Source organism: bacterium (assembly GCA_004322275.1).
GTDB lineage: Bacteria > Desulfobacterota > Deferrisomatia > Deferrisomatales > BM512 > SCTA01.
This window is the reverse complement of the sequence record SCTA01000008.1, coordinates 22,674-44,600: the sequence shown is the minus strand read 5'-3', so window position 1 is coordinate 44,600 and position 21,927 is coordinate 22,674. Positions and strand designations below refer to the sequence as shown.

Genomic DNA, 21,927 nt, shown 5'->3' with positions numbered 1-21,927 from the left:
TCCACTCATCATTCGCCTTTTTTAAGGCGGCTCAGACCACCGGCTGTGCCGATCCACAGTTCGTCGCCCCGAACAAAAATCGAAGTCACCCTGTTGTCTACCAATACGCCGTCTTCGGCGTAATAGCTGGTGAACTCCTCCCCGTTGTAGGCGCAAAGCCCGTTCTTCGTTCCCAGCCACACGATTGCGCCGTCGTAAACGACGTCGTTAACCGTGGAATGGGAAAGCCCGTCGGGAACGTCAAAGATCGTCCAGCGCGAACCGTCGTAATAACTGAGACCGCAGCACCCTCCGAGAAAGGCCTTATCTTCTTTTACTGCGATCGAGTATATAAAGTTGCTTGCAATTCCTTCGGTAACCGAAAAAATTTCCCAGTCTCTCGCTCTTTTAACGTAAAGGCCTCTGCTGGTGGTGCCCAGCCATATTTCCTTTTTATCGAAGGCCATCGCCGAAACGTTGTTCAGGATGACTCCCGCGCGGATATTCGACCTGTTCAGCCACTTTTCGCCGTCGAACTCAAGCAGCCCGCCGCGCATGTTCCGGGCGGCCAGCCAAAGCGTGTTTTCGCCGGGGGCGAAGGTGGAGTTGGCAAGCTCCAGCTTGTCTTCCGTCTGCTTGTTCTGCCAGGCGATGCCGTCCCAGATTGAAATCCCCACGTCGGTCCCGACAAAAATCCTCCCTTTGTATTTGGCGATGTCGGTAACGAAATCCGAAATGAGGCCATCGACCTTTTTGGTGATGATCCAGTTGTTCTCGGCGAAGTTGAACCTCGCCACCCCTCCCCCGTTCGTGCCCACCCAGGCGTCGCTCTCGTCCACGTAGACGGCCGTCACCAGATTCTCCGGAAGGCCGTTTGAGGTGGTGTAGGACGCCACGGAAGTCAGCGCGGGCGCTTCGGCGGAGGTAAAAACCCCGCCGTTGGAGTTACTTCCGTTGCCCTTGGCCGGACTCGCGTCCTGCGGCGCCGGGGCGGCCGTAACGGGCGCGGCTTTCGTTTCCACCGGCGCGGCGGCTACCGTGACGGCGGCTTCGACCGCCGCGGCAATGGGGGCCGGGGACTGCTCGACCGTCGGCGGAGGCTTCCGGAGCCTCTGCGCGCCCGGCTCGGGCGTCTCCTTCACCGGAGCGGAAGGTTTTTTGACTTCCGGCTCGGGTATCGGGCCCGGCCTGACCATAGCTATCTCGGCATCGACCACGGGCCGCAAGGCGGCTGCGCGGAGCTTGGCCTCCTCCAGAATTTCGGCGTCGCTCTTTTCGGGCGGAGGCGGGGGCATTACAACCGTCGGCCTGACCGCCGCCGCCGGTTTGACCGGTTTCGCCTCAACCGGCGCTTCCGCCTTCGCAGGAACCTTCTCTTCCTTGACGACCGCGGGAGCAGGCACGCACCCCGACAGCAAAAAACCCGCAAGCACAGCCGCGGACAAAAGAGCCCGGCCTGAAAATCTATTCATCTTGTCAAATCTCAATTGTGGCACTGATAGCAGAGCTGGCTCTCTTCATCAAACGCCATGACTACGAATTGCCGCTGCTCCGTAGCCAGATGGCGCGTATGGCAGGAGTCGCAGATAACGTAGTGGCGAGTCTGATTGTTTTCCCTGATAACGCGCATTTTAAGTTTTTCGGGCTGCTTGAAGAGTCCCGCCCTTTCGCCTGTCTGCGCCACTGCCTGGTTCATTTCAAAGTTATCGGGATGGGTATCCTGATGACGGATATATCTGTAACTGTCCTTGGAGAGGCCGAGCTTCATGAAGTTTTCGCGAACCTTCGGTAGCTCCGATTCCTTGACGATGAGTCCACGCAGCTTCTTGTCGTCTTTTTTGATCATGGAGCCGAAAGTGGTGGTCTCGACGCAGGGATTCTTCGTGTGGCAGGCCGAGCAGTAATCGTTCACCTTGTCAATGGTTACGCTCTTTAGCTTGAGTGTCACGAAGGTGTCCACTCCGGGCTCCGCGATGACCACGTCGACCCTGTCTCCCTCGCTGGCGGCGACGGGATAATAACGGACCGGTATGTCAAAAGAGGTGCAGCCTATTACCATGCCGGAGTCGTTCGCGACCTGCAGGGATACGACGGAGGTATGGATGGTGGGTATCTTCTGGAAGCGGAATTTTCCGTTCTCGTCGGCCAGGGAGGTCTCGTAAAGGAGGTTGACTACGACTCCGGGGATGGGATTGCCCCCTTCGTCGACCACCTGCCCCTCAAGGTCGGCGTAAAGCGGCTTTTCCGCGGCCGGAGTATCGGAGGGTTTGGCTTTATCCGCCGCGGAAACAAGGCGCGGAAAAGCAAAAGATGCGCCCAAAGCAAGGCACACCACCGCTATCCATTGACAGGTTTTGTGCAGTTTCATTACGCCTTCCACTGCGATTCGCCCAACCCCTCGCCCGAAAAACTCAAGGTTCGGGGAAAGAGCGTTAAATAACAGTTAATTATTCTAACATTTACCCCTTAAATTCTCACCCCAATTTTTAAACGAGTAACAACAAAATGGCGCTCAGGGCTCGACGTGGCACTCACTGCAAAGAGGGTCACCGAAATCTATGGAGGACATGAACTTCCTGAGCATCGCGACGGTCTGGTAACAGTTGCCGGCCGCATCTTTAATGCAAGTTCCGGTGTCGGCGTTATACCCCTGATAAAAATCCGACGTCCCGTGGGGATCGTGGCAGGTAACGCAGGCGACGGACATGTTATCGACGAAATTGTTCGTCCCCGTCACGTAGTAAAGCCGGCTGGTAGCCAAAGTGGCGGGCAGGGCGTAGAAGGGCAGTATCCTCGCGTTGTCGTTAGGGTACCAGGTGGGCGACGGCACCTGGGTTCCGGGGTCGTTGACTTCCATGTTCGCGTCGCTGGCCGCGCTTCCCCAGACGACTGTGCTTTCCACAGGGCCCGCGTGAAGCACTCCCCCGGTCCCCAGCCAGGAGTGGAACTTGGAGATGCCGGTCCCCGCTCCCAGAATGTTCCTCGGGTGGCAGGTCATGCAGACGTTGTTGCCAAGCTCGCTTATCGTATCAACGGGGGGAGTGGAGGCGACGAAACCCTCGTCGTCCAGCAGCACCGTGTTTGCCGTGCCGTGGACGGAATGACAGCCCGTGCCCGTGCCCGCCTTTTCGAGGCAGGTGAGATTCATGGCCGAGCCGCCCAAGCTCGTTGCCCGGCCGTGGCCGTTCTTTTCAAAGTAATTGTTCGCGGGGTAATTGGCCATAGAAGTGGCGGAAAGGGCGAGATAGGGAGGATTGCTCGGGAAAGTTCTGCTCCCGCCGCTCAGGAACTCTTCGTTGTAGTCGAACCTGGGCATGGCCGGGACGCTGGCGCCGTTGAGCTGTATCGCGGCGGGGACGCCCGCGTCGGCCCTGCCGTCGTGGCAGGAGAGGCAAAAATCCTGATATTCGTGGTAATCCGGATCGGTCGGACTCGACGGGATTATCGCTTCCCCTGCCGCGTGACCCGCGACGCTGTCGGGGTAAACAAGCACTCCGGTGTTGTCCGTGGCCCCGCCGGGGTGAGCCGTACCCGCCGACATGCCGTGGCATTTAAGGCAGGAGTTGTTCGCGGCGTTGTCGTAAGGGGCAGCGTAGGTGGTGGTGTGCTTGTGGCTCGCCAGCGCCCTGAACTTATCTATGCCGGGTGCGTTGAGGGCGCTGTCATTGCCGGTGGCCTGCCCGAAGGTGTTTTGCATGAAGGTCTGGTTGTGGCACAGAAGGCAGTCCCAGTAGGTGGCGGCGAGATGACACCCCACCGTGTTGTTGAAGCATCTGGGCTGGTTGGCGGGAACCGGAGCGAGGTGGTTGGGCTGCGGAGCGCTGACGGTTATGCCTTCTATCGGGTAGTTAGGCGCGGAGTGGCAGTTGCCCGAGCATCTCGCTATATCGTCGGCTCCGGGAAACCTAAAAACGCGAAGGCTGCTGTCCTGCCCCTGCGTACCCTGGGCGCCTCCCCCGGCGGCATGGCATACGTCGCAGATTCCGGAGGCGGTCGAGCCGAGGACGACAAAGTTGTGATTCCCCGCGATCTGCCGGTTGGCGAAGGCGGGTTTTGCCCCCGGAGCAAGCATCGCAATCAAGAGCACGGACACGTTAAGGAAAAGTCCGGCGCGTCCGGTAACGGCCGCATTGCTCCGACGGCTTTTCATGCTCCCTCTCTTTCGTGTAGCCATAAAAACCGCGCCCCGCGGCCCTGAGCTTTAAGGGGCTTTACAACAGGGTCGGCTTTTGTCCGCCCTGTATGTAGAGCACCGAATTCTGCCCCCCGAAACCATCGGGGATAATACCCGCGGCCTTGGGGTCAGGCAACCATTTTTTCCCGTCCACTACAAAAGCGTACTGATAGCGCCCGGGCACGAGCTTGACCTCGAAAACCCATCTTCCGCCCGACTGGTTGGCGGAAATAGGAACGTCCCTGAGCCCCCAGTCGTTGAAATCGCCGACAAGACTTACGTTGCTGGCGTTGGGGGCCTCGAACTCAAAAGCGACTTTCTGCATCGCCAGAGAATCCTTTAGGGGGCTCCTGAGCATCATCTCGCGAGTGGCCAGCCCTCCGAAAAAGGCTATGGCCACCAAAGAGGCGGCGATAAGACGCGGGGCCGTCAGCCAACCGAAAATGCGGGAACCGAGGGGCGCCCTCTCCTCCTCCAGCCGGGCCATTATTCTGGCCTTCAGGAAGGGGGGAGCCTCGGGCTTTTCGTCGCCGATAACCTCAAGGGCGTATTCGAGCTTCTCCATGGAAGCCACGAATTTCCTGCACCTTTCGCATCCGTCGATATGCACGCCCATCTCCGATTCCAGATCGGCGGATACCGCTCCGTCAAGGCGGGCAACCCACAAAGCCTCAATGTCCTTGCACTGCATGTCTGACTCCTGAATCAAGGATTGGTTCACGGACTATCTTATATACGGCAAGGCTTTGCTTTTGTTACTCGCCGGGCTCAAGGGGATGAAAAACTTTTTTCACGTCGGGCATCCCCTCGGGTCTCTTTTTGTCTCCGCGAACCACCGAAAGGATGTTCTGGGGCGTGGAGCCCGCGTCCATCGCGTCGGCGACTATCTTTATGGCCAGATTGTAATCGGTCACGTTCCACCCCTCCATTATCATGGAATCGACGAGGTCCTTGGAACGCTTCAGGGTTTTGGCCTTGGCGGAAAGGGCCTCGTCTATCGCCTCGGCCCCGGCCTTTTTGGCGAGCCCTTCGCGCAGCTTCGCCAGAAGGTCTTCGTGGGGAAGGCCGGAGAGTTTGGCCTTGGCGATGAGCCCCAGCACCCTCCTCGTTTCGGCTGTAGTGAACCCCTGGTCGCGGCAGGCCTCCGCGAGGGTAAGGAGTTCGGTCTCGGGCACCCCCAGCGCTATCGACTGCCGGTAAACCCAGAGCGCCTGCGGATCTTTTGGGTTTTTAGCCGTATTTTCGGCGGCGGGCGGCTTCGCGCCGGAGGAGTTGGCCACGGGCGCCCATACCCATACTATCAGGGCCGAAAGGAAAACCGCCCCCAAAAGGTATTTCTTCCTGCTCATTGGTGCTCCGTAAGTCCGAGATATTCGAGGAGTATCTTCTTTGCCCTGAATATCCGGATTTTTGTATTATTCAAAGATATTCCCAGAACTTCGCTTATCTCCTGATAGGACATCTCCTCCATGTAGCAGAGAATAAGCGGGGTTCTGTATTTTTCCGGCAGTTTCGCCACGGCGGCGAGAATTTCCTCCTTGTCTTCCTTGCTCTCCAGCGTGCGTAGCGGATCAGCGCCGAAGGAGGTCGAGGTAATTTCCAGTTCCGCGATGTCGTCGATGGGGACAAGATCCCTTCTGGCGTTGTCGCGGTGTCTGTCTATGCAGAGGTTTCTCGCAATGGAATAAAGCCAGGTTACGAATTTGCGGGAGGGATCGTAAGTGGGCAAAAAACGGTAAGCCCGAAGAAAGGTTTCCTGCGCGATATCCTCGGCGGCGTCGGTATGACGGAAAAAGTGCAGGGCATAGCCGTAGATGGCGCTCTGATATTTTTCGACCAGCGTCGCGAATGCCCTTTTGTCGCCTTTAAGCGCCTTTTGGGCCAGCTCGGCGTCTATGTCCGCTAAATTTTCAACCGTCAAATAGAGTTTCCCTGAAAACCGCCGCTAACCGAAAGCCGCCGTGGAAATGGGATTATCCCGGAATATAATTTTTTAGTGCGCGGGTAAAGTTTGCCGAATGCGATGCCGATAGTAACTCCCGCGTGATTTGTTTGACAATAACCTTCGGCTGATACAAAATATCTGCCGTTTCCGCAGAAAGGTCAAATTCAAATTGCGCCGGACGCGGATAAGTTTGCGCAATGTCAATCTTCTATGGATTTAGGCCGCGCCACTCTGTATATTATGGGGATGATACCTTTTATTTTTGGAGGAGATCTGTGCGTCGTGTAATTGTGATGCCGCTTGTTTTAGCCTTCTTCCTGCTGGTCAATATCTCCGTCTGCGTCGCTGCGGAGAGTGAAAAAGTAGGTACGCTGGCCCCGACTTTCACCGAACAGCTCCTGTACGAAGGGGAACTCAACCTCTCCGACTATCTGGGCAAAAAAGTGATCATGCTGGACTACTGGTCCATCTACTGCGTCTCCTGCGTGCAGGAGATGCCTCACCTTGCCGCAATCCAAAAAAAGTTCCCGGACGACCTGGTGACGATCGGCGTGGACCTCGACAGTTTCGGCGCCAAGCGCGTGCAGGATTTCGTCAAGAAGCAGTTCCCGGACCTGCCGTACCAGATCATTCTGGACAAAAAGCGGAAAGTCGCCGGCCTCTACAGCGTAAGCGTCCTTCCCACCACCATCATCATCGGCAAGGACAAGAAGATCCTCTTCTACCACGTCGGCTACAAGCCCGGCGACGAAAAGACAATCGAAGACGTAATCAAAAAAGCCATCGGGAAGTAGACTGACCGGTGACGGCGGGGCTTTTGGAAGCCTTGCGCCGTGCCGTTTTTTTGGGTGCTTTAATTTTTTCAGGAGTTAAGGTTTGATGAAATTTTCAAGGTCACTTCGACTGCTTGCCGCTCTGACGGCGGTTTTAATTTTCGCCGCAACCTCGGCGCTTGCCGTCACCGCCGAAGAGGGAGCCGCAAACCTCATCAAGAAGGATTCGGATCCCGTCCTCTTCACCCTCGACAGCCTGAAAGGAAATTCCGTATCCCTTCAGGACCTGCTCGGCAAAAAAGCCGTTATGCTGGTCTTCTGGTCGATCTTCTGCGGGCCTTGCCAGGAAGAGCTCCCCCTGGTGGACAAGATAGGCAAGAAGTACAAGGAGCAGGGCCTCGACGTTTACACCATCAACCTCGACGGCCCCAAGCGCAAGAAAAACGTGGACGCCCTGATGAACATGAAGGGTTTCGGCTTCGAGGTACTCTGGGAGAAGGTGGAAGGAGCCGCGTACCTCACCGCCGACGCCTACGGCGTGGGCGGCACCCCCTCGCTTATCATTATAGGCAAGAACGGCAAGGTCTCTTTCGCCCACGTCGGAAATACCACCGAGGAAGCCCTCGAAAAAGAGGTGGAGGCCGCGCTGAAGTAAATCTTCCCCCCTTAAAATTCAAAAGGCTTTCCGTTTCGGCGGAAAGCCTTTTTTGTTGCCTGTTTTCTCTTGTCCTACCGGTCCGCGATCGCTTCGGGGTTAAAAGGCAGGTTCGCGAAAATCTTGGCTTCGAGCATCTCCATCTCCTCCCGAAGCCTGAGTATCCGCGTCCTGGAGCCCTCGCAGACACCGTAGCGCTCCAGAAGATCGACAAACCGCTCTTCGAGGCTGACTATCTCCTCGTGGCGGACTCTCTTGTCCGCGTAGTTGATAATCTCAGCCTCGTCCACCCTGCCCTTGGGGTCCCACTCGCCGAGGTTGACGTGGCGAAGGACAAGGGGGGCAAGCTCGGTAAAGCCGATTGAGGTCACGAAATCGGCGCCCTGACGGGCGTGATTGCCGCCGTCGTTTATGGAGTGGATTTTGCGGATGTCGTGGAGGAGCGCACCGGCTTCGATGAGCGCCAGATCGACGGTTTCACCGGCGCTTTGGAGCGCCTTTCCTATTGCGAGGGCGACTTTGGCCACCTGCTCGCTGTGCGCCCGTATGTGGGGCGGCATCCCCTCCTCGGCCATGAGTTCGAGGCAGCGAGCCCTGTCGGGGATCATGGGGGGTTCCTCAACGCTTCAGGAACTTCTTCGAGGCCGCCGCGACCCTTTCGGGGTCGAGGCCGCCGAGCCGGTAGAGTTCACGCGAGTCTCCGCTGAGGGAATATCTGGTTACGCCCATCGTCAGAAGCCTGCAGGAGATTCCGCGCCTCGCCACTACGTTGGCCACGCGCGCGCCAAGGCCGGTGTTGGCGTTGTGATCCTCGTAGGTTATCACCCTGCCCTTCCGGAGCGCCCGAAGCAGCGGCTCCTCGTCGCAGCAGTCCCTGTCTATGGAGAGCGGACAGGGGATGTGGAGCAACTCGGGAGCCATTCCGTCACCGTCGAGGGTTTCCCAGACCTTGAGAGCTCTGGGGAGCATGTGGCCTGTGGAGAGGATTACCCCGCCCTCTCCCGGCCGCACCTGCACCACTCCGCCGTTCTTGAACTCGTAGGCTCCGGCGAAGACCGGGTTCCCCTCGGTGTCGGTTATGATCTTTGCCGTCGAGGAATTTATCCCCAGGACCCAGTTCCCCGGCTGCGCCAGCATGAAGCGCAAGGCGCGGTCGGTTTCGTTCGGGTCGGCGGGCAGGATGAGGTTGTAGCCGAAAAGATTGGAGATTATTCCTATGTAGTCGATGCAGTGCAGACCCTTGCCGTCGGAGCCCGCGTCGAGGCCCAGGTGGGTCGCCACGATTTTGAGGCTGGTCCGGTTGTGGTCGGCGTTCCGAAGCTGGCCGTAGACCTCCCCTATCGAGTGTATGCCGAAATCGGTCAGCAGGGCGCAGACCCCGTCGATGCTCATCGCGGCGGCAACGGTGGCCGCGGCCCTGTTGGAAAGGCCGCACTGAAGGAACCTGTCGTGAAATTTCTGGGCGAAGGGGACAAGGCCGGTCTGCGTCCCGTGGGCGCAGTCGAAGACGGCCAGGGCGCTGCGCCCTCCCTTCGAGCTTTCCTCTCCCACGTCAACAAGGGCCGCCCCGAGGGCGTCGATGTTTGAAAGGACGGAACCGGCGGCGTAGGTCCTTGGGAAACCGGTCTCTATCGTACAGGCTTCCGGCTCCGGGGCGGAGATGTCGAAATCGAAATCCCCGAAGGCCGTCCTGTAGTCGCGGGCCTCGGTGAGGTCGGGGGATTCACCTAACTCGCGTATGGCCTCGTTGAATTCGTCCTCGGTAAGACCCCTGGAATAGAACTCGGGCTGGTTTTCCATGAAGGAGACGCCCGCGCCCATCGTGGTGTTGGCTATCACGAGGACGGGGGTGGATTGTATCTGGCTGGCGCGCCGCACGGCCTGATAAAGCTCCGCCGGGTCGTGGCCGTTTATCTCGATTACGTCCCAGCCGTCGGCGATGTATTCATACTTGACGTTCTGGGGCATTACCTCGGAGGTCTTGCCCGCGACCTGCACGTTGTTGGCGTCGATCACCGCGGTGATGTTGTTGAGCCTGTACTTCTTGGCGAACCGCCTCGCCTCGCCTATCTCGCCCCTTTGCTGCTCCTCGTCGCTCATGAGGACGAAGATGTTGGGCTTGTGGCCCTGCCACCTCGCCGAGAGGGCGAGGCCGCAGGCTACGGAGATAGCCTGCCCGGGAGGGGCAGCGCCCCATTCGACGCCGGGAACCGAGCGCTCAAGCCTTCCCTCGAAGATGGAGCCGGCCTTGCGGAAAAGCCCGATGGCGTCGTCCAGATCGAAAAAATCCATCCTGCCGAGCGCGGCGTAATAGGCGGGAACCGCCTGCTCCTGGGAGACGACGATACGGTCGCGCTTCGGGTTGTCGGCATCGGCGGGGTCGATGTCCGCGCCGGTGATTATGGTAAGGAGCGCCTCCACCACCGACAGCGAGCCGCCGACGGGCCAGCCGCCCGCGAGCTGGGCCATTTTGAGGATGTCCGTGCGCACCTGGCGGGCGAGATTGCGTATCTCCCGCACGTTGTGGCCGGAAAGTTCCTCTTCCTTGAATCCCTTGCCAATCAACATCTTCTATCGCTCCAGATCAATCGGTTGCAATGGAGACCCGTCTTATAAGCTCCACCGCCTCGTCGATATCGTCGGTTATCGTTATGGCCGAAAGGTCTTCGGCGTCAATCAGCCCCTTCTTGACCAGCCCCTTGTCCATCCACGAGAGAAGGCCCTTCCAGTAGTGGCTGCCGATCGCTATCACTGGGAATTTCGCTATCTTCTGCGTCTGTATCAATGTAAGCGATTCAAAGAACTCGTCAAGGGTTCCGAAGCCGCCGGGAAAGCAGACGAAGGCGCAGGAGTACTTCACCAGCATTACCTTCCGGATGAAGAAGTAGCGGAAGGTGATGGTCCGCGTCAGGTAGGGGTTCGGGTGCTGTTCGTGCGGAAGCTCTATGTTCAGCCCTACCGAGAGACCGCCTTCCTCGAAGGCTCCCCTGTTGACAGCCTCCATTGTGCCGGGTCCGCCGCCGGTGAGAACCGGGACTCCCGCGTGAGCCAGCTTGACCCCCATCTCGTGGGCCTTCTTGTACCACTTGGATCTCTTTGTCGTGCGGGCGCTGCCGAAGACGGTCACAGCGCCTTCCATGCCCGCGAGTTTCTCGAAACCATCGACGAATTCGCCCATTATCCGGAACATCCGCCAGGTATCGCCCCTGCGGAGTTCGTCTATGGCGTACTGGTACTCGGTTTCCCTGCGCCTGTCGGGGCTGGCCCGGCGCTCGACAAAGTGTGACAGAAGCCTGTCGCGGTCATTCATGGGAGGTTAGTAGTCCTCGTCGTTGTCATCTTCGTCCTCATCCTCGTCCTCGTCGTCGGCTATGTGGGACTCGACATCCTCCTCGTCAACGTCGCGGACAGGCTCTTCGTCCTCTCCGGTGGTCTCGTCGGCGGTCTGCGAGCGTCTTATCTGCTTTAAGCGAGACTTTATGAGGCTCACAGGGTTGTCGATGTCCTGGGCATCCTCGTCGAGATACTCGGCAAGTTCCTCGGCGACTTCAGCCAGAAGCGCCGGGTCCTTGAGGTCCTCCCAGGTGAATTCCATGTCTTCGATCTGCTCTCCGTCACAGCGGAAAGAGAGCTCTTCTGCGTCGTAAACTACGTCGATTCCGGGCAGAATCCTGCGTTTGGCCATTTTATCCCTCAAGCGCAAGACAGGTGTTGCGTTCAGAAATTATGGTTGTCAGCATACCATGTTACCGTTTCAGTTTCTTGCGCCAGAAGCGCCTCTCAGGGAGAGCGCCTCAAGCACGTCCGTTCTTTTGATTTCAACTCTTCCGTCGAGGTCGGCTATCGTTCTGGCCACCTTCAGTGTCCTCGAATAGGCCCTCGCCGACATCCCCATACGGTCCATCGCGTGTTCGAGAAGCGCCCCGGCGCTTGTCTCGGGTTTGGCCATCCTGCGGACCAGGGTCGCGCCCATCTCGGCGTTCCTGTAGATGCCGTGGGGGGCCAGTCTCTTCGCCTGCACCGCTCTGGCCCTCTCGACCCTCTCCCGTATCACGGAGGAGGGTTCCTCCGCACCGTCCTCGTGGGCTATCTCGCGGTATTTCACCGCGCCGACCTCCACGCGGATGTCGAACCGGTCGAGCAGGGGACCGCTTATTCTCGAAGCGTACCGCTCCACCGCCGAGGGCGGGCAGGAGCAGTGGCGCTTTTCGTCCCCGAGATACCCGCAGGGGCAGGGGTTCATCGCCCCCACCAGCATGAACCGCGCCGGGAAGGTCACCGCGCCTACGGCTCTTACTATATTTACGGTGCCGTCTTCAAGGGGCTGGCGCAGTAGCTCAAGAATGTTGCGCTTGAACTCCGGCAGCTCGTCCAGAAAGAGTACGCCGTTGTGGGCAAGGGTAGCCTCGCCAGGCCTCGGGTTGGCCCCGCCGCCGATGAGCCCCGCGTCGGAGACGCTGTGGTGCGGAGACCTGAAGGGCCGCGCCGCCATCAGCGGCATCTCGCCGGAGAGAAGCCCGGCGACGCTGTATATCCTTGAGGTCTCGACCGCCTCCTCCCACGTCATCGAGGGGAGAATCGTCGGAATCCTTCTGGCCAGCATCGTCTTGCCCGACCCCGGAGGGCCCACCATGAGCATATTGTGGCCGCCCGCCGCCGCTATTTCAAGCGCGCGCTTGGCGTGGGCCTGCCCCCTCACCTCGGAGAAATCCTCAGAGTGGACGGAGGCCTTTTTAAAGAGCGAACCTGTGTCGATGCGCACCGGCGAAAGGGACTTCGTCTTCAGCCCCTCGACAACTTGGGAGAGCGAATCGGCCGGGTATACCTCCAGACCCCTTACGACGGCGGCCTCGGCGACGTTCTCCCTCGGAACCATTATACCTGAGAGACCGTCCGCGAGGGCTCTTACCGCCAGAGGCAGAACTCCCCTCACCGGCCTCACCGCGCCGTCGAGCGAAAGCTCGCCGACGACCAGCACCGACGGGTCGGCGGTAAAACCCGAATCGGGGTCGGCCGCCAGCACAGCGAGGGCCATGGGGAGATCGAACCCCGCCCCCTCTTTTTTCACGTCGGCCGGAGCCAGATTCACCGTCACCCTGTACTGAGGGAAGGCGAAGCCGGAATTTTTTATCGCCGCACGGACCCTGTCGCGGCTCTCTTTTACAGCGCCGTCCGGGAGACCCACAACCGAAAAGGAGGGCAGCGCACGCGCCACGTCCACCTCCACGAAAACCCTGTAGGCCTCTACTCCCAGAACGCCCCCGGAAACAATACTGGAAAGCATCCCCCCTCCTTTACGTTCCCAACGCCGTCACCCTACTTAAAAGAAAAATAAAGGTCAAGTGTTGAGGATGGGGAAAAACTGCTGCGAACCCCGTTTTCATCGTCGCGTGCTCGCTCAAGGTTCGCCGTAGCGCTGCTACTGTCTGCTCCGCGTCTCCTCGAAACCGGGGTTCTCGCGACGTTTTTCCAGCAATCCGAAGCGTATTGGAAAGCCTTCTTTTCACTCTTTTCTTCCGATGTGGTAACCTCCCATCCATGAAAAGCTATGAAATCTTCCCTAGAGGCACTCTGGCAGTGGTAGCGACGCCCCTCGGAAACCCCGGGGACATAACCCTGCGCGCGCTGGAAATCATAGGCGAGGCGGACGTAATCGCCGCCGAAGACACCCGCAACACCGCCCGCCTGCTGTCGCACCACAAGCTCAAAAAAACCCTCGTCTCCTACCACGACTGGAACGAAAAGGAGCGCGCCAAAGAGCTGGTGGAACGACTTCGCAGGGGAGAAAAGATCGCCCTTCTCAGCGACGCGGGAACCCCCGGCATCTCCGACCCCGGCTTCGACGTAGTGCGCCTCGCCAGAGAGGCGGGGCTGAAGGTAATCCCCGTCCCCGGCCCCTCGGCGCTGACCGCCTTTTTGTCCGCCTCCGGCCTGCCCACCGATGCCTTCACCTTCCACGGCTTCCCCCCCAACCGCAGGGGCAAGCGGAGGAACTTCTTTCAGAAGATTCACGGGCGCGAAGAGACGCAGGTCTTCTACGAATCCCCCCACCGCATCCTCGAAACCCTTGAAGACGCCCTCGAAATCCTCGGCGACCGCACCGCAGCGCTCGGCCGCGAGATGACCAAGGAATACGAAGAGTTCTTTTACGGCCCGATTTCTGAAATAATCCAAAAGCTTCAGGGGCCCGTCAGAGTGCGCGGCGAAGTAGTCTGGGGAGTGCGCGGAAACACCGGCGAAATCTCCGCCGAAGAAGAAGAAACCCTGGAGAGCGCCATGGAACAGGCCGTCGCCTCCGGCGCACCCCTCAAGGCCGCCGCCAAAGAACTCTCCGCCCGCTTCGGCGTCCCGGTGAAAGAGCTATATTCAAGGTTGAATGGGATAAAGAAACGTAGGCCAGATTGAACGACGTGAAAATCCGGCAATTCATATAGGTGAATTTGTCGTTTTTCACTCCGCTCAAACTGACCATACTGTTCTAGAAGGGAGGTCTTAATGAGCGACGAAAGAATCCTGGGTTCACGGACCAAGCGATTTTCTGGAACCCTAATCGTTCTCATCCTGCTTTTTTCTCCCAACGCCCGTGCGGAGGTCATCGCGAAAACGCACGAGTTATACTGCGGCGTACAACTGTTTACCTCGGGAAGAGAAAGCGCCTACGTCAACAACGAGAAGGAGGGAAGGTGGTCCGAAAGCGGGAGTGCGGCTTTCGGCCCCGCCCCGGTGATCGGTTGGAGGGGGTCGTTTTTGTACGACGGAGGAGCATTCATAACCGACCTGGGCAGCCTGCACGCCGACGCCGGGTGGGCGCGCGTAAGCGGTTTTACGCTTTCCCTCGACTTGGCGCGAAGGTTCACCGGCGGCGGCTTCGGTTTAAAAACGAGGGGGTTTGAGCAGTCGCTGGGCGGAGGCCTGCTGGTCGGCATGGGAAACGTCCATGTAGAGGACGAATCGGATCCCAGTAACAGAATATCGGTCGCGGGCGAAATCATCGGCCTCGACCTTTTCGCGGACACAAGGTACAGGCTGGGCGAGGGGAGAGCCATCACCTTGCGCTACAAACTCATCCCTGCCTGGGCTTACTACTACGACTACCTCAAGGATAAAGAGGGCAAAGCCTTTTTCGTCGCTCACGCTTTTACCATCGGGTACGTCTTCTAAGACGGAAGACCGTGGAAGAGCCTTGTAGCTGTGGTTGGGTGGAGCGTAGCGACACCAAACAATAACAATAGCTGTAAACAATCTACCTTCGAGCCGATAAGTTCATGTAATTTCACTTATCGGCGAGCCTTCTTTTCGTCTCCCCTCGTGGCCCGTAGGTGACGCAGGGAGCGGAGGCGGAAAGGGCGGCGGGGGGGTTTTAGTGAGCGCAGCGAACGGGTGTCCCAGCGTTACCATCCGGCAGGGAGGCGTCGTCACAGAGTGCCGCGATTCGCCCGAGCCGCTAGAAGCGAAGAGCCCGAATAGCTTTGGCTCTCTTCGGGCAATGAGCAACAACGCGGCTCGGGATGAAGCGTGGCACGAATGCAGCATCCCTGGCCGATGGTAACGCAATGCCCCCGCCGCAGCGACCGGTCGCTCGTAGAGCGAGCGGCTCCTTCCGGGCCGAGTTTTGTCCCACTTTCTCGACAAAAAGTGGGGCGCGGGTGCGGGGCGCGCAAAGCCCCGCCAGCTGTAAAACCTGCGAAGCACACAAAAGTCACTGAATTCCCTATATGGTCGCCCTTGGTCTTACCTTTTTGCCATCAACTTCTCTAACGCCTTCGCAACCGTTGGGAGTTCCTTCGTTTTCCGTTTTCGTCCTTATGCAGCTTCCGCTTGATATTCGGCTTCGTAGCTCCTGCCAAACGCCAGAAGCGCCCAGACTCCTGCCGCAAGCCTCCATCCCGACAAGGCAAGGCGGCAGATTCGCGAAGAATTCAAGCACCTTGCCGCGCTTCAACTGCTTTCTCAGAACCGTCTTGCCGCTGCCGTCTACCCCGTGGACCTGAAAAACGTTCTTTGCCAAATCAATGCCAATTGTCGTAACCTTCATCCCGGTCGCCCCTTTCTCTTTCAAGTGGTGATGCACATCTACCACTTTGGCACTTAGATGCCGTTCAGGAAAGGGGCGACCATCCCATTAGCATCCGCGGGAATGACGCCGTAAATTTTATGACGGGTGCGGCGTGGAAAATTATCCTTCGCCTTCCGGCAGTCTTTAGAATTTAGCGGCGCGGTTTTCCGTTCCCCGCGAGGAATCCCGCAGAGAGAGGGCGAGCCTACAGTGTCCAGTGCGGCTAGTAGCTTCCGGCAATGAGGGCGTCGATTCGCCCGAGCCGCTAGAAGCGAAGAGCCCGAATAGCAGGCTCTCTTCGGGCGATGAGCGACAACGCGGCTCGGGATGAAGCGGCGTCCGAATCGGTAGGGACTAGCCGCACTGGACACTAGCGAGGACATGACGACGCCGGGGGAGGAAAGGATGCGCCGGATATTTCAGCGTTTCTTGGCGCAAAGATCGATGACCAGTCTCTCCACAACTTCCTCGTCTCCCCCGCTCTTCAACTCCACATCCGCCAGCAAAAGCGCCCTGAAAGCCTTCTCGATCTGCTCCCTTGGCCAATTGACTGCCTGATCCATCGCCTTTCTGGCGACGAAGGGCGCGGCGCCCATCTTCGAGGCAACCTCTCCGGGCGAAAGCCGTTTCCCCTCGTCCTTAATCTGCCGGGCTTTGGCCAGTAGCCTGAAGTTTCTCGCTATCATGTAGAGGAGGAGCACCGGGGGTTCGCCCAGTTCGAGGAGCTTTCGGAGCGCTCCCATCGCGCCCCGGAGGTCCCTCACCCCGATGGCGTCGGTGAGGGCGAAAACGGTGGTTCCCCGCGATTCCCCGACGAGTTGCTCCACGTCTTCCACGGTGAGGCGCTTGTCGCCCGCGAAGGAGCGGAGCTTGAGTATCTCGCGCCAAAGGAGCTGGAGGTCGTTACCCACGCGCATGACGAGCGACTGCGCGACCCTCGAATCGAGCTCCAGCCCCGCTTCCTTCGCCATCCTCGAAGTCCACCCCGGAAGTTCGGAATCCGCCGGGGGCTTGCATTCGACCTCTCTTGATAATTTTTTCAGCGTCTTGAAGAAGGTGAGGCGTTTGTCCACCTTCTCGATTATGAAAACCAGCGTGGTCGAGGGGTTGGGGTGTTCGAGGTAGCGGGTGAAGGTCTCCCACTGGGAGGCGGTGAAGCTGCCCGCGTTCTTGACTATGAGGAGCTTCCCGGTCCCCAGGAAGGGCATGGTCCGGGCCGAGGAGATAATCTCGGCGGGGTCCTTCTCGGAGGCGTCGAAAACCTGGCGGTTCATGTCCTCCTGCGAGGTTATCCCGCAGGCGGCCTCTATCGACCTGAGTTCCCGGTCTACGAGAAAGGATTCCTCGCCGTGGATGAAGACAACGGGCGAGGGACTCAACGCCCAAGCCCCAGCGCTAGGGAAGCCCGGCGGATTATCTTGTCGGCGGCGGTGTCGGCCAGGTCGCGGAGCGCCTTGTCTTTGTTGGCGTTCGTGGCGTTCACGTCCTCTCCGGCGTAGTACTCGCGCCAGGCTTCTATACCGGTTTCCTTCGCCAGAATCTTTTCTCCGCGCCGGAGGGTGAAATCGGCGGTGACCGAGAGAAGGTATTCCCTCGCGAAATCCCCGGCGACGAAGGCCTTCGCTTCGTTTTTGAAGCCCTTGAGGGTGACGTCGAGAGTCACGTCGCCCTCGCAGCCCCGCTCGACCATCGCCGAGGAGAGGGAGGCGCGCAGAAGCGGGCCGAAGAGCGGCTCCCTTGTCAGGTCGTCCACCGAGCCCATCAAAAGCCCGTCGCAGCCGGGTTTCCCCGACCCCAGCAGCCGGTAGCCGCAGCCCGCCGGAAGAAGGAGCGCCGCCGCGGTCAGCAGAATGATGAAAATTCTCATTTCACGACTATGTTCAGGAGCCTTCCGGGTATGTAGACGGATTTCACCACCGTCAGACCTTCGAGGAAGCGGTTGACGTTGTCGTCGGCCAGCGCGGAGGCGGTGACCTCCTGCTCCCCTGCCCCGGCGGGCGCCTCGACCCTGCCGCGCACCTTGCCGTTTACCTGCACCACCACCGTCACGGAATCCTTTACCAGAGCCTTTTCGTCCGCGACGGGCCACTTCGCGTCGCGAAGGGGGGCCTTGTTGCCGAGGCCAGACCACAACTCTTCCGAGAAGTGGGGGACCATCGGGCTCAGCAGCGTAAGGAGGGTGTCGATCGACTCGCGGAAGACGGATTTTGCCGTATCGTCGGCGGGCTGGAAGTCCGCCAGTTCGTTGACCAGCTCCATCATCGCGGAGATGGCCGTGTTGAAGTGAAAGCGGTCCTCGATGTTGGAGGTTACGCGCACTATCGTCTCGTGGGTCTTTCTTCGCACCTCGCGGGCTTTCCCCGAAAGCTCGCCGCCCGCGAAGGGGGCGGTTGCCGTGAGCCACTCGCTGTTTTCCGCCGCCATCCTCCAGACCCTGCGGAGGAACTTCGACGCGCCTTCGACTCCCTGCTCGCTCCAGTCCAGACCCTTTTCCGGCGGGGCCGCGAAGAGGCTGAAGAGACGCGCGGTGTCCGCGCCGTAATCGCGGATAAGGGCCTCGGGATCGACGACGTTCTTTTTGGATTTGCTCATCTTCTCGGTGCGCCCGCGCTCTACCGGGCTGCCGCACTTGATGCACTTGCCCTCGGCGGAAGCCTCTTCGGGGAAGAGCCAGCCGTGTTCGGCGCACTTCATCGTCTCCTTGCAGACCATTCCCTGCGTGAGGAGGTTGGTGAAGGGCTCGTCGAAGCTCACGAGCCCCATATCGCGCATCACCTTGGTGTAAAAGCGCGAGTAGAGGAGGTGGAGGACGGCGTGCTCTACCCCGCCGATGTACTGGTCCACCGGGAGCCAGTAATCGACTTTGGGGCGGTCTACCATCCCGCCGTCGAAGCCCGAGCAGGCGTAGCGGGTGTAGTACCAGGAAGACTCTACGAAGGTGTCCATCGTGTCGGTTTCGCGGCGAGCGTCCTTCCCGCACTTGGGGCACTTCGTCTTCCAGAAGGAGGGAATATCCGCCAGCGGCAGGACGCGCCCCTCGGGGAAATCCACGTCTTCCGGCAGGCGGACGGGTAGCTCGCTCTCGGGGACCGGCACGACGCCGCAGCTCTCGCAGTGGATTACCGGTATCGGCGCGCCCCAGTAACGCTGGCGCGAGATACCCCAGTCGCGGATGCGGTAGTTCACCGTGCGCTTGCCCATCTTCTGCTCGGCGAGGTAGGCCGTTATGGCGTCCATCGCCTCGCGGTTTTTCATGGTGGAAAACTGCGCCGAGTTTACGAGTATTCCGTCGTCCTCGAAGGCCGCCGTCATCGTCGCGGGGTCGAGAACGGAGTCCGCCGGGGAGATGACGATTTTAATAGGCAAGCCGTACTTTTTCGCGAACTCGAAATCGCGCTGGTCGTGGGCGGGCACGGCCATGACCGCGCCGGTGCCGTAATCCATCAGCACGAAGTTGGCGACGTAGACGGGAACCTTGTCCCCGGTGAGAGAGTTGGTCACGTAAGCGCCGGTGAAGACGCCCTCTTTCTCGTAATCCTCGGCGGCGCGCTTGATCTTGTCTTCGTTGCGCACCCTGTTCGCAAACCCCATTACCTCTGCCTCGCGCTCCGTCCCCTTCACAAGCTCCTCGACCAGCGGATGCTCTGCTGCAAGGCTCATGAAGGTGACGCCGTAGAGAGTGTCGGGGCGGGTGGTGAATACTTCTATCGCCCCTTCGCGACCCACAAGGGGAAAGCTGACGGCGGAGCCCCAGGATTTGCCAATCCAGTTGCGCTGGCTGGCAAGCACGTTGTCCGGCCACCCCTCGCCCAGCTTCTCGATGCACGCAAGCAACTCCTCGGCATAGTCCGTTATGCGGAAAAACCAGCCGGAAAGCTCTTTTTGAATTACCGGAGTCGAGCAGCGCCAGCACTCTCCCTGCTCTACCTGCTCGTTGGCCAGCACCGTCGCGCACTTCACGCACCAGTTGACCGAGGTCTTCTTGCGGTAGGCGACGCCCTTTTCCAGCATTTTCAGGAAGAGCCACTGCTCCCACTTGTAATACTCCGGGTCGCAGGTGGCAAGCTCGCGGTCCCAGTCGTAGGAAAACCCCATGCGCTTTAGCTGGCTTCGCATGTAGGCGATGTTCTCCCGCGTCCACTTCGCGGGGTGGATGCCGCGCTCTATCGCCGCGTTCTCGGCGGGCATGCCGAAGGCGTCCCACCCCATCGGGTGGAGGACGTTGAAGCCCTTCATGTGCTTGTAGCGCGCCACCACGTCGCCGATGGTGTAATTGCGGACGTGGCCCATGTGGATTTTGCCGGAGGGGTAAGGAAACATTTCGAGGACGTAATATCTTTTATCTTCGGGGTAGGAAGGATCCTCGGTGACGGCGAAAGTCTTCTCCCTCGCCCACTTCTCCTGCCACTTAACCTCGATCTCTCCGGGATGATATCTAAGGTCCATCGACCATGACTCCTTGACGAAAGCGGATTAAAACCACCCGCCGGACGGTAGCACAAGGTAAAAATCCATGCAAGAAAGGTAAGGGGTTCGCTACGGTTATCACGGACCGGAGAGGAATGATTGTACGTTGCCCGGTAAATGTTTTAAAGTCCGGTGAAGCCTTTGTCGGCGCTCACGATAACCGGGTGAAACCATGACCTTTAAAAAACATTCGACGGCGATATTCGCGGCTCTGCTGGCGGCGCTGGTTCTGGCGGTCTACTGGCGGACGACGGGGTTTGAGCTCCTCACCTGGGACGACAATATTTACATAACCAAAAACCCGTTGGTCACCGGCGGGCTCAGATGGGAAAGCGTAAAGACCTCCTTCTCCTCCGGTTACGGCGGCCACTGGATTCCCCTGACCTGGCTGTCGTACATGGCCGACGTAAGCTTCTTCGGCCCCGAGCCCGGAGTGTTCCACCGGACGAACGTAATCCTCTACCTCGCCAGCGTCATCCTCCTTTTTCTCTTCCTCCGCTCGGCCACAGGCTCTACGCGGAGGAGCTTTTTCGCCGTGGCCCTCTTTGCGATGCATCCCCTCCGCGTCGAATCCGTGGCCTGGGTGACGGAGCGCAAGGACGTGCTTTCGGGGCTGTTTTTCATCCTCGCGCTCTGGTCGTATCTTCTCTATACGCGCACAAAAACCCCCGGCTGGTACGCCACCCTGATCATCTCCGCTGTTCTGGGAATTCTTTCAAAGCCGATTCTTGTGGTTCTGCCGGTAGCGCTTCTGCTGCTCGATTTCTGGCCCCTGGGGCGCTTCACCACGGAGGATGGGAAGAAAAAACTTCAGGGATTCAAAACCCTTTTACTTGAAAAGGCGCCGCTCTTCGCCCTCTCGTTTTCTTTCGTCGCAATCACCCTCTACAACCAGCTGATAAACAACCCCAAGGTGCATGAATACCAGTTTTCCTACGGGCTGGCCAACGCCGCGACGGCGTACTGGAAATATCTCGGAAGAACCTTCTTTCCCAATGACTTGATTCTCCAGTACGACACCCCCACCTCCTCGGCAGGAGCGCTTGCGGCGATCGTCTCTTTCGCCTCTCTTGTGGCGATCACCTTCCTGGCTTTCAGGTTCCGGCGGCGGGCACCCGAAGGCGCCTTTGGCTGGTTCTGGTTTCTGCTGTTGCTTTTTCCCAACAGCGGGATAGTGCCCGCGGGGATGCAGTCCTTCTCCGACCGGTTCACTTACCTCCCCCACATCGGCCTCGCGATTGCTTTTGTGTGGGGAACCGCGCACCTCGCAAGAAGGGTGAGGCTCAGCGAGAAAAACCTGCTCCTGCCGGGCGCGGCGCTTGTCGCCGTTCTCGCCGTAGCCAGCGTCACTTTTACGGGCTACTGGAAGAACACCTACACTCTTTTCGGTCATATCGACGAAATTTACGGAGGAAGAAACGCGCTGGCGCTGAACTGCCTCGCCACGGCCAGCCTCTACGGCAACGACCCGGCGACGGCTCTTTCGCAGCTTGACCGTCTCAGGCAGGTCGAGCCGCGCTTTCCTTCCCTGAATCACAACAGGGGCTACGCCCTCTACAAGCTCGGCAGATACGACGAGGCGCTCGAAGCGCTACGGCTTGAGCTCGCCGCCAATCCGCAAAACGCAGCCGTGCGCAGCATGATCTCGACGGTGATGAGGGCAAGGGCGGAAAAGCCAGGGCGATGAGGCGGAAGGGACCTCTCTCGGTCCGGCTTAACGGTTGGCTCATGGTGATTTTTCGCTCATTGCCGGTGCCGAGGTTGCCATCGGAGGAAACGGCGATAGTCTAAAGTATGGCAAAGATAACTATCGCGAAGAAGTCATGTGAAACGGGTGCAACGGGGAACCGCGCTTTTTGTTTTGCCGGTGCCTTCGCG

The 21,927-nt window shown here is 59.2% G+C and carries 19 protein-coding genes and 1 pseudogene; 5 read left to right on the top strand and 15 right to left on the bottom strand.

Features of this window, described 5'->3' with window-relative positions; all coding sequences use genetic code 11:
* Window positions 1-8: 8 nt before the first annotated feature.
* The 6 genes from EPN96_03085 to EPN96_03060 form a co-directional block, all read right to left on the bottom strand.
* Window positions 9-1,451, bottom strand: coding sequence for a hypothetical protein (locus tag EPN96_03085; protein ID TAL18113.1), 1,443 nt, complete (start codon window positions 1,449-1,451; stop codon window positions 9-11).
* An 11-nt stretch (window positions 1,452-1,462) separates the two neighbouring features.
* Window positions 1,463-2,347: a hypothetical protein gene (locus EPN96_03080; GenBank protein TAL18112.1), complete on the bottom strand. Its 885-nt coding sequence runs from the start codon at window positions 2,345-2,347 to the stop codon at window positions 1,463-1,465.
* 144 nt (window positions 2,348-2,491) lie between these two features.
* Window positions 2,492-4,129 (bottom strand): hypothetical protein, encoded by a 1,638-nt coding sequence (locus EPN96_03075; GenBank protein ID TAL18111.1) that lies wholly within the window; start codon window positions 4,127-4,129, stop codon window positions 2,492-2,494.
* Between the two features lie 61 nt (window positions 4,130-4,190).
* Window positions 4,191-4,844: a hypothetical protein gene (locus EPN96_03070; protein ID TAL18117.1), complete on the bottom strand. Its 654-nt coding sequence runs from the start codon at window positions 4,842-4,844 to the stop codon at window positions 4,191-4,193.
* Between the two features lie 64 nt (window positions 4,845-4,908).
* Window positions 4,909-5,502: a hypothetical protein gene (locus EPN96_03065; protein ID TAL18110.1), complete on the bottom strand. Its 594-nt coding sequence runs from the start codon at window positions 5,500-5,502 to the stop codon at window positions 4,909-4,911.
* On the bottom strand, window positions 5,499-6,074 hold the full coding sequence (locus EPN96_03060) for an RNA polymerase sigma factor (protein ID TAL18109.1): 576 nt from the start codon (window positions 6,072-6,074) through the stop codon (window positions 5,499-5,501). The genes EPN96_03065 and EPN96_03060 overlap by 4 nt, the downstream gene beginning before the upstream one ends.
* Before the next feature lie 221 nt (window positions 6,075-6,295).
* On the opposite strand from EPN96_03060, the gene EPN96_03055 reads away from it, so the two are divergent.
* Together EPN96_03055 and EPN96_03050 are read left to right on the top strand one after the other, a co-directional pair.
* A complete protein-coding gene (locus EPN96_03055) occupies window positions 6,296-6,892 on the top strand; it encodes a TlpA family protein disulfide reductase (protein TAL18108.1) in 597 nt (198 codons plus the stop codon).
* Between the two features lie 85 nt (window positions 6,893-6,977).
* Window positions 6,978-7,526 (top strand): TlpA family protein disulfide reductase, encoded by a 549-nt coding sequence (locus EPN96_03050; protein ID TAL18107.1) that lies wholly within the window; start codon window positions 6,978-6,980, stop codon window positions 7,524-7,526.
* A gap of 74 nt (window positions 7,527-7,600) precedes the next feature.
* Here EPN96_03050 and EPN96_03045 read toward each other — a convergent pair whose 3' ends face one another.
* The 5 genes from EPN96_03045 to EPN96_03025 form a co-directional block, all read right to left on the bottom strand.
* Window positions 7,601-8,134, bottom strand: coding sequence for an HDIG domain-containing protein (locus EPN96_03045; protein TAL18106.1), 534 nt, complete (start codon window positions 8,132-8,134; stop codon window positions 7,601-7,603).
* 10 nt (window positions 8,135-8,144) lie between these two features.
* On the bottom strand, window positions 8,145-10,094 hold the full coding sequence (locus tag EPN96_03040) for a transketolase (GenBank protein ID TAL18105.1): 1,950 nt from the start codon (window positions 10,092-10,094) through the stop codon (window positions 8,145-8,147).
* 16 nt (window positions 10,095-10,110) lie between these two features.
* The gene (locus EPN96_03035) at window positions 10,111-10,836 is read right to left on the bottom strand and encodes a TIGR00730 family Rossman fold protein (GenBank protein TAL18104.1); all 726 of its coding nucleotides are present in this window, start codon (window positions 10,834-10,836) and stop codon (window positions 10,111-10,113) included.
* Window positions 10,837-10,842: 6 nt separating this feature from the next.
* On the bottom strand, window positions 10,843-11,211 hold the full coding sequence (locus tag EPN96_03030) for a hypothetical protein (protein ID TAL18103.1): 369 nt from the start codon (window positions 11,209-11,211) through the stop codon (window positions 10,843-10,845).
* 69 nt (window positions 11,212-11,280) lie between these two features.
* On the bottom strand, window positions 11,281-12,810 hold the full coding sequence (locus EPN96_03025) for an ATP-binding protein (protein TAL18102.1): 1,530 nt from the start codon (window positions 12,808-12,810) through the stop codon (window positions 11,281-11,283).
* Window positions 12,811-13,064: 254 nt separating this feature from the next.
* On the opposite strand from EPN96_03025, the gene rsmI reads away from it, so the two are divergent.
* Both rsmI and EPN96_03015 read left to right on the top strand, forming a co-directional pair.
* The gene (gene rsmI, locus EPN96_03020; GenBank protein TAL18101.1) at window positions 13,065-13,931 is read left to right on the top strand and encodes a 16S rRNA (cytidine(1402)-2'-O)-methyltransferase; all 867 of its coding nucleotides are present in this window, start codon (window positions 13,065-13,067) and stop codon (window positions 13,929-13,931) included.
* A gap of 90 nt (window positions 13,932-14,021) precedes the next feature.
* A complete protein-coding gene (locus EPN96_03015; GenBank protein ID TAL18100.1) occupies window positions 14,022-14,687 on the top strand; it encodes a hypothetical protein in 666 nt (221 codons plus the stop codon).
* 712 nt (window positions 14,688-15,399) lie between these two features.
* On the opposite strand, the pseudogene EPN96_03010 reads toward EPN96_03015, so the two are convergent.
* The 4 genes and pseudogenes from EPN96_03010 to EPN96_02995 all read right to left on the bottom strand — a co-directional run bounded on the left by EPN96_03010 (window position 15,400) and on the right by EPN96_02995 (window position 20,028).
* Window positions 15,400-15,561: pseudogene (locus EPN96_03010) on the bottom strand (transposase).
* A gap of 440 nt (window positions 15,562-16,001) precedes the next feature.
* On the bottom strand, window positions 16,002-17,093 hold the full coding sequence (gene holA / locus EPN96_03005) for a DNA polymerase III subunit delta (protein TAL18099.1): 1,092 nt from the start codon (window positions 17,091-17,093) through the stop codon (window positions 16,002-16,004).
* Entirely contained in the window at window positions 16,958-17,449 is a 492-nt protein-coding gene (locus EPN96_03000) for a hypothetical protein (protein ID TAL18098.1), read from the bottom strand. Before EPN96_03000 ends, holA begins: the two co-directional genes overlap by 136 nt.
* A complete protein-coding gene (locus EPN96_02995) occupies window positions 17,446-20,028 on the bottom strand; it encodes a leucine--tRNA ligase (protein ID TAL18097.1) in 2,583 nt (860 codons plus the stop codon). The genes EPN96_03000 and EPN96_02995 overlap by 4 nt, the downstream gene beginning before the upstream one ends.
* Before the next feature lie 193 nt (window positions 20,029-20,221).
* On the opposite strand from EPN96_02995, the gene EPN96_02990 reads away from it, so the two are divergent.
* Window positions 20,222-21,736 carry a tetratricopeptide repeat protein gene (locus EPN96_02990; GenBank protein ID TAL18096.1) on the top strand — a complete coding sequence of 505 codons (1,515 nt, stop codon included), beginning with the start codon at window positions 20,222-20,224 and terminating at the stop codon, window positions 21,734-21,736.
* The last annotated feature ends 191 nt before the right edge of the window (window positions 21,737-21,927 follow it).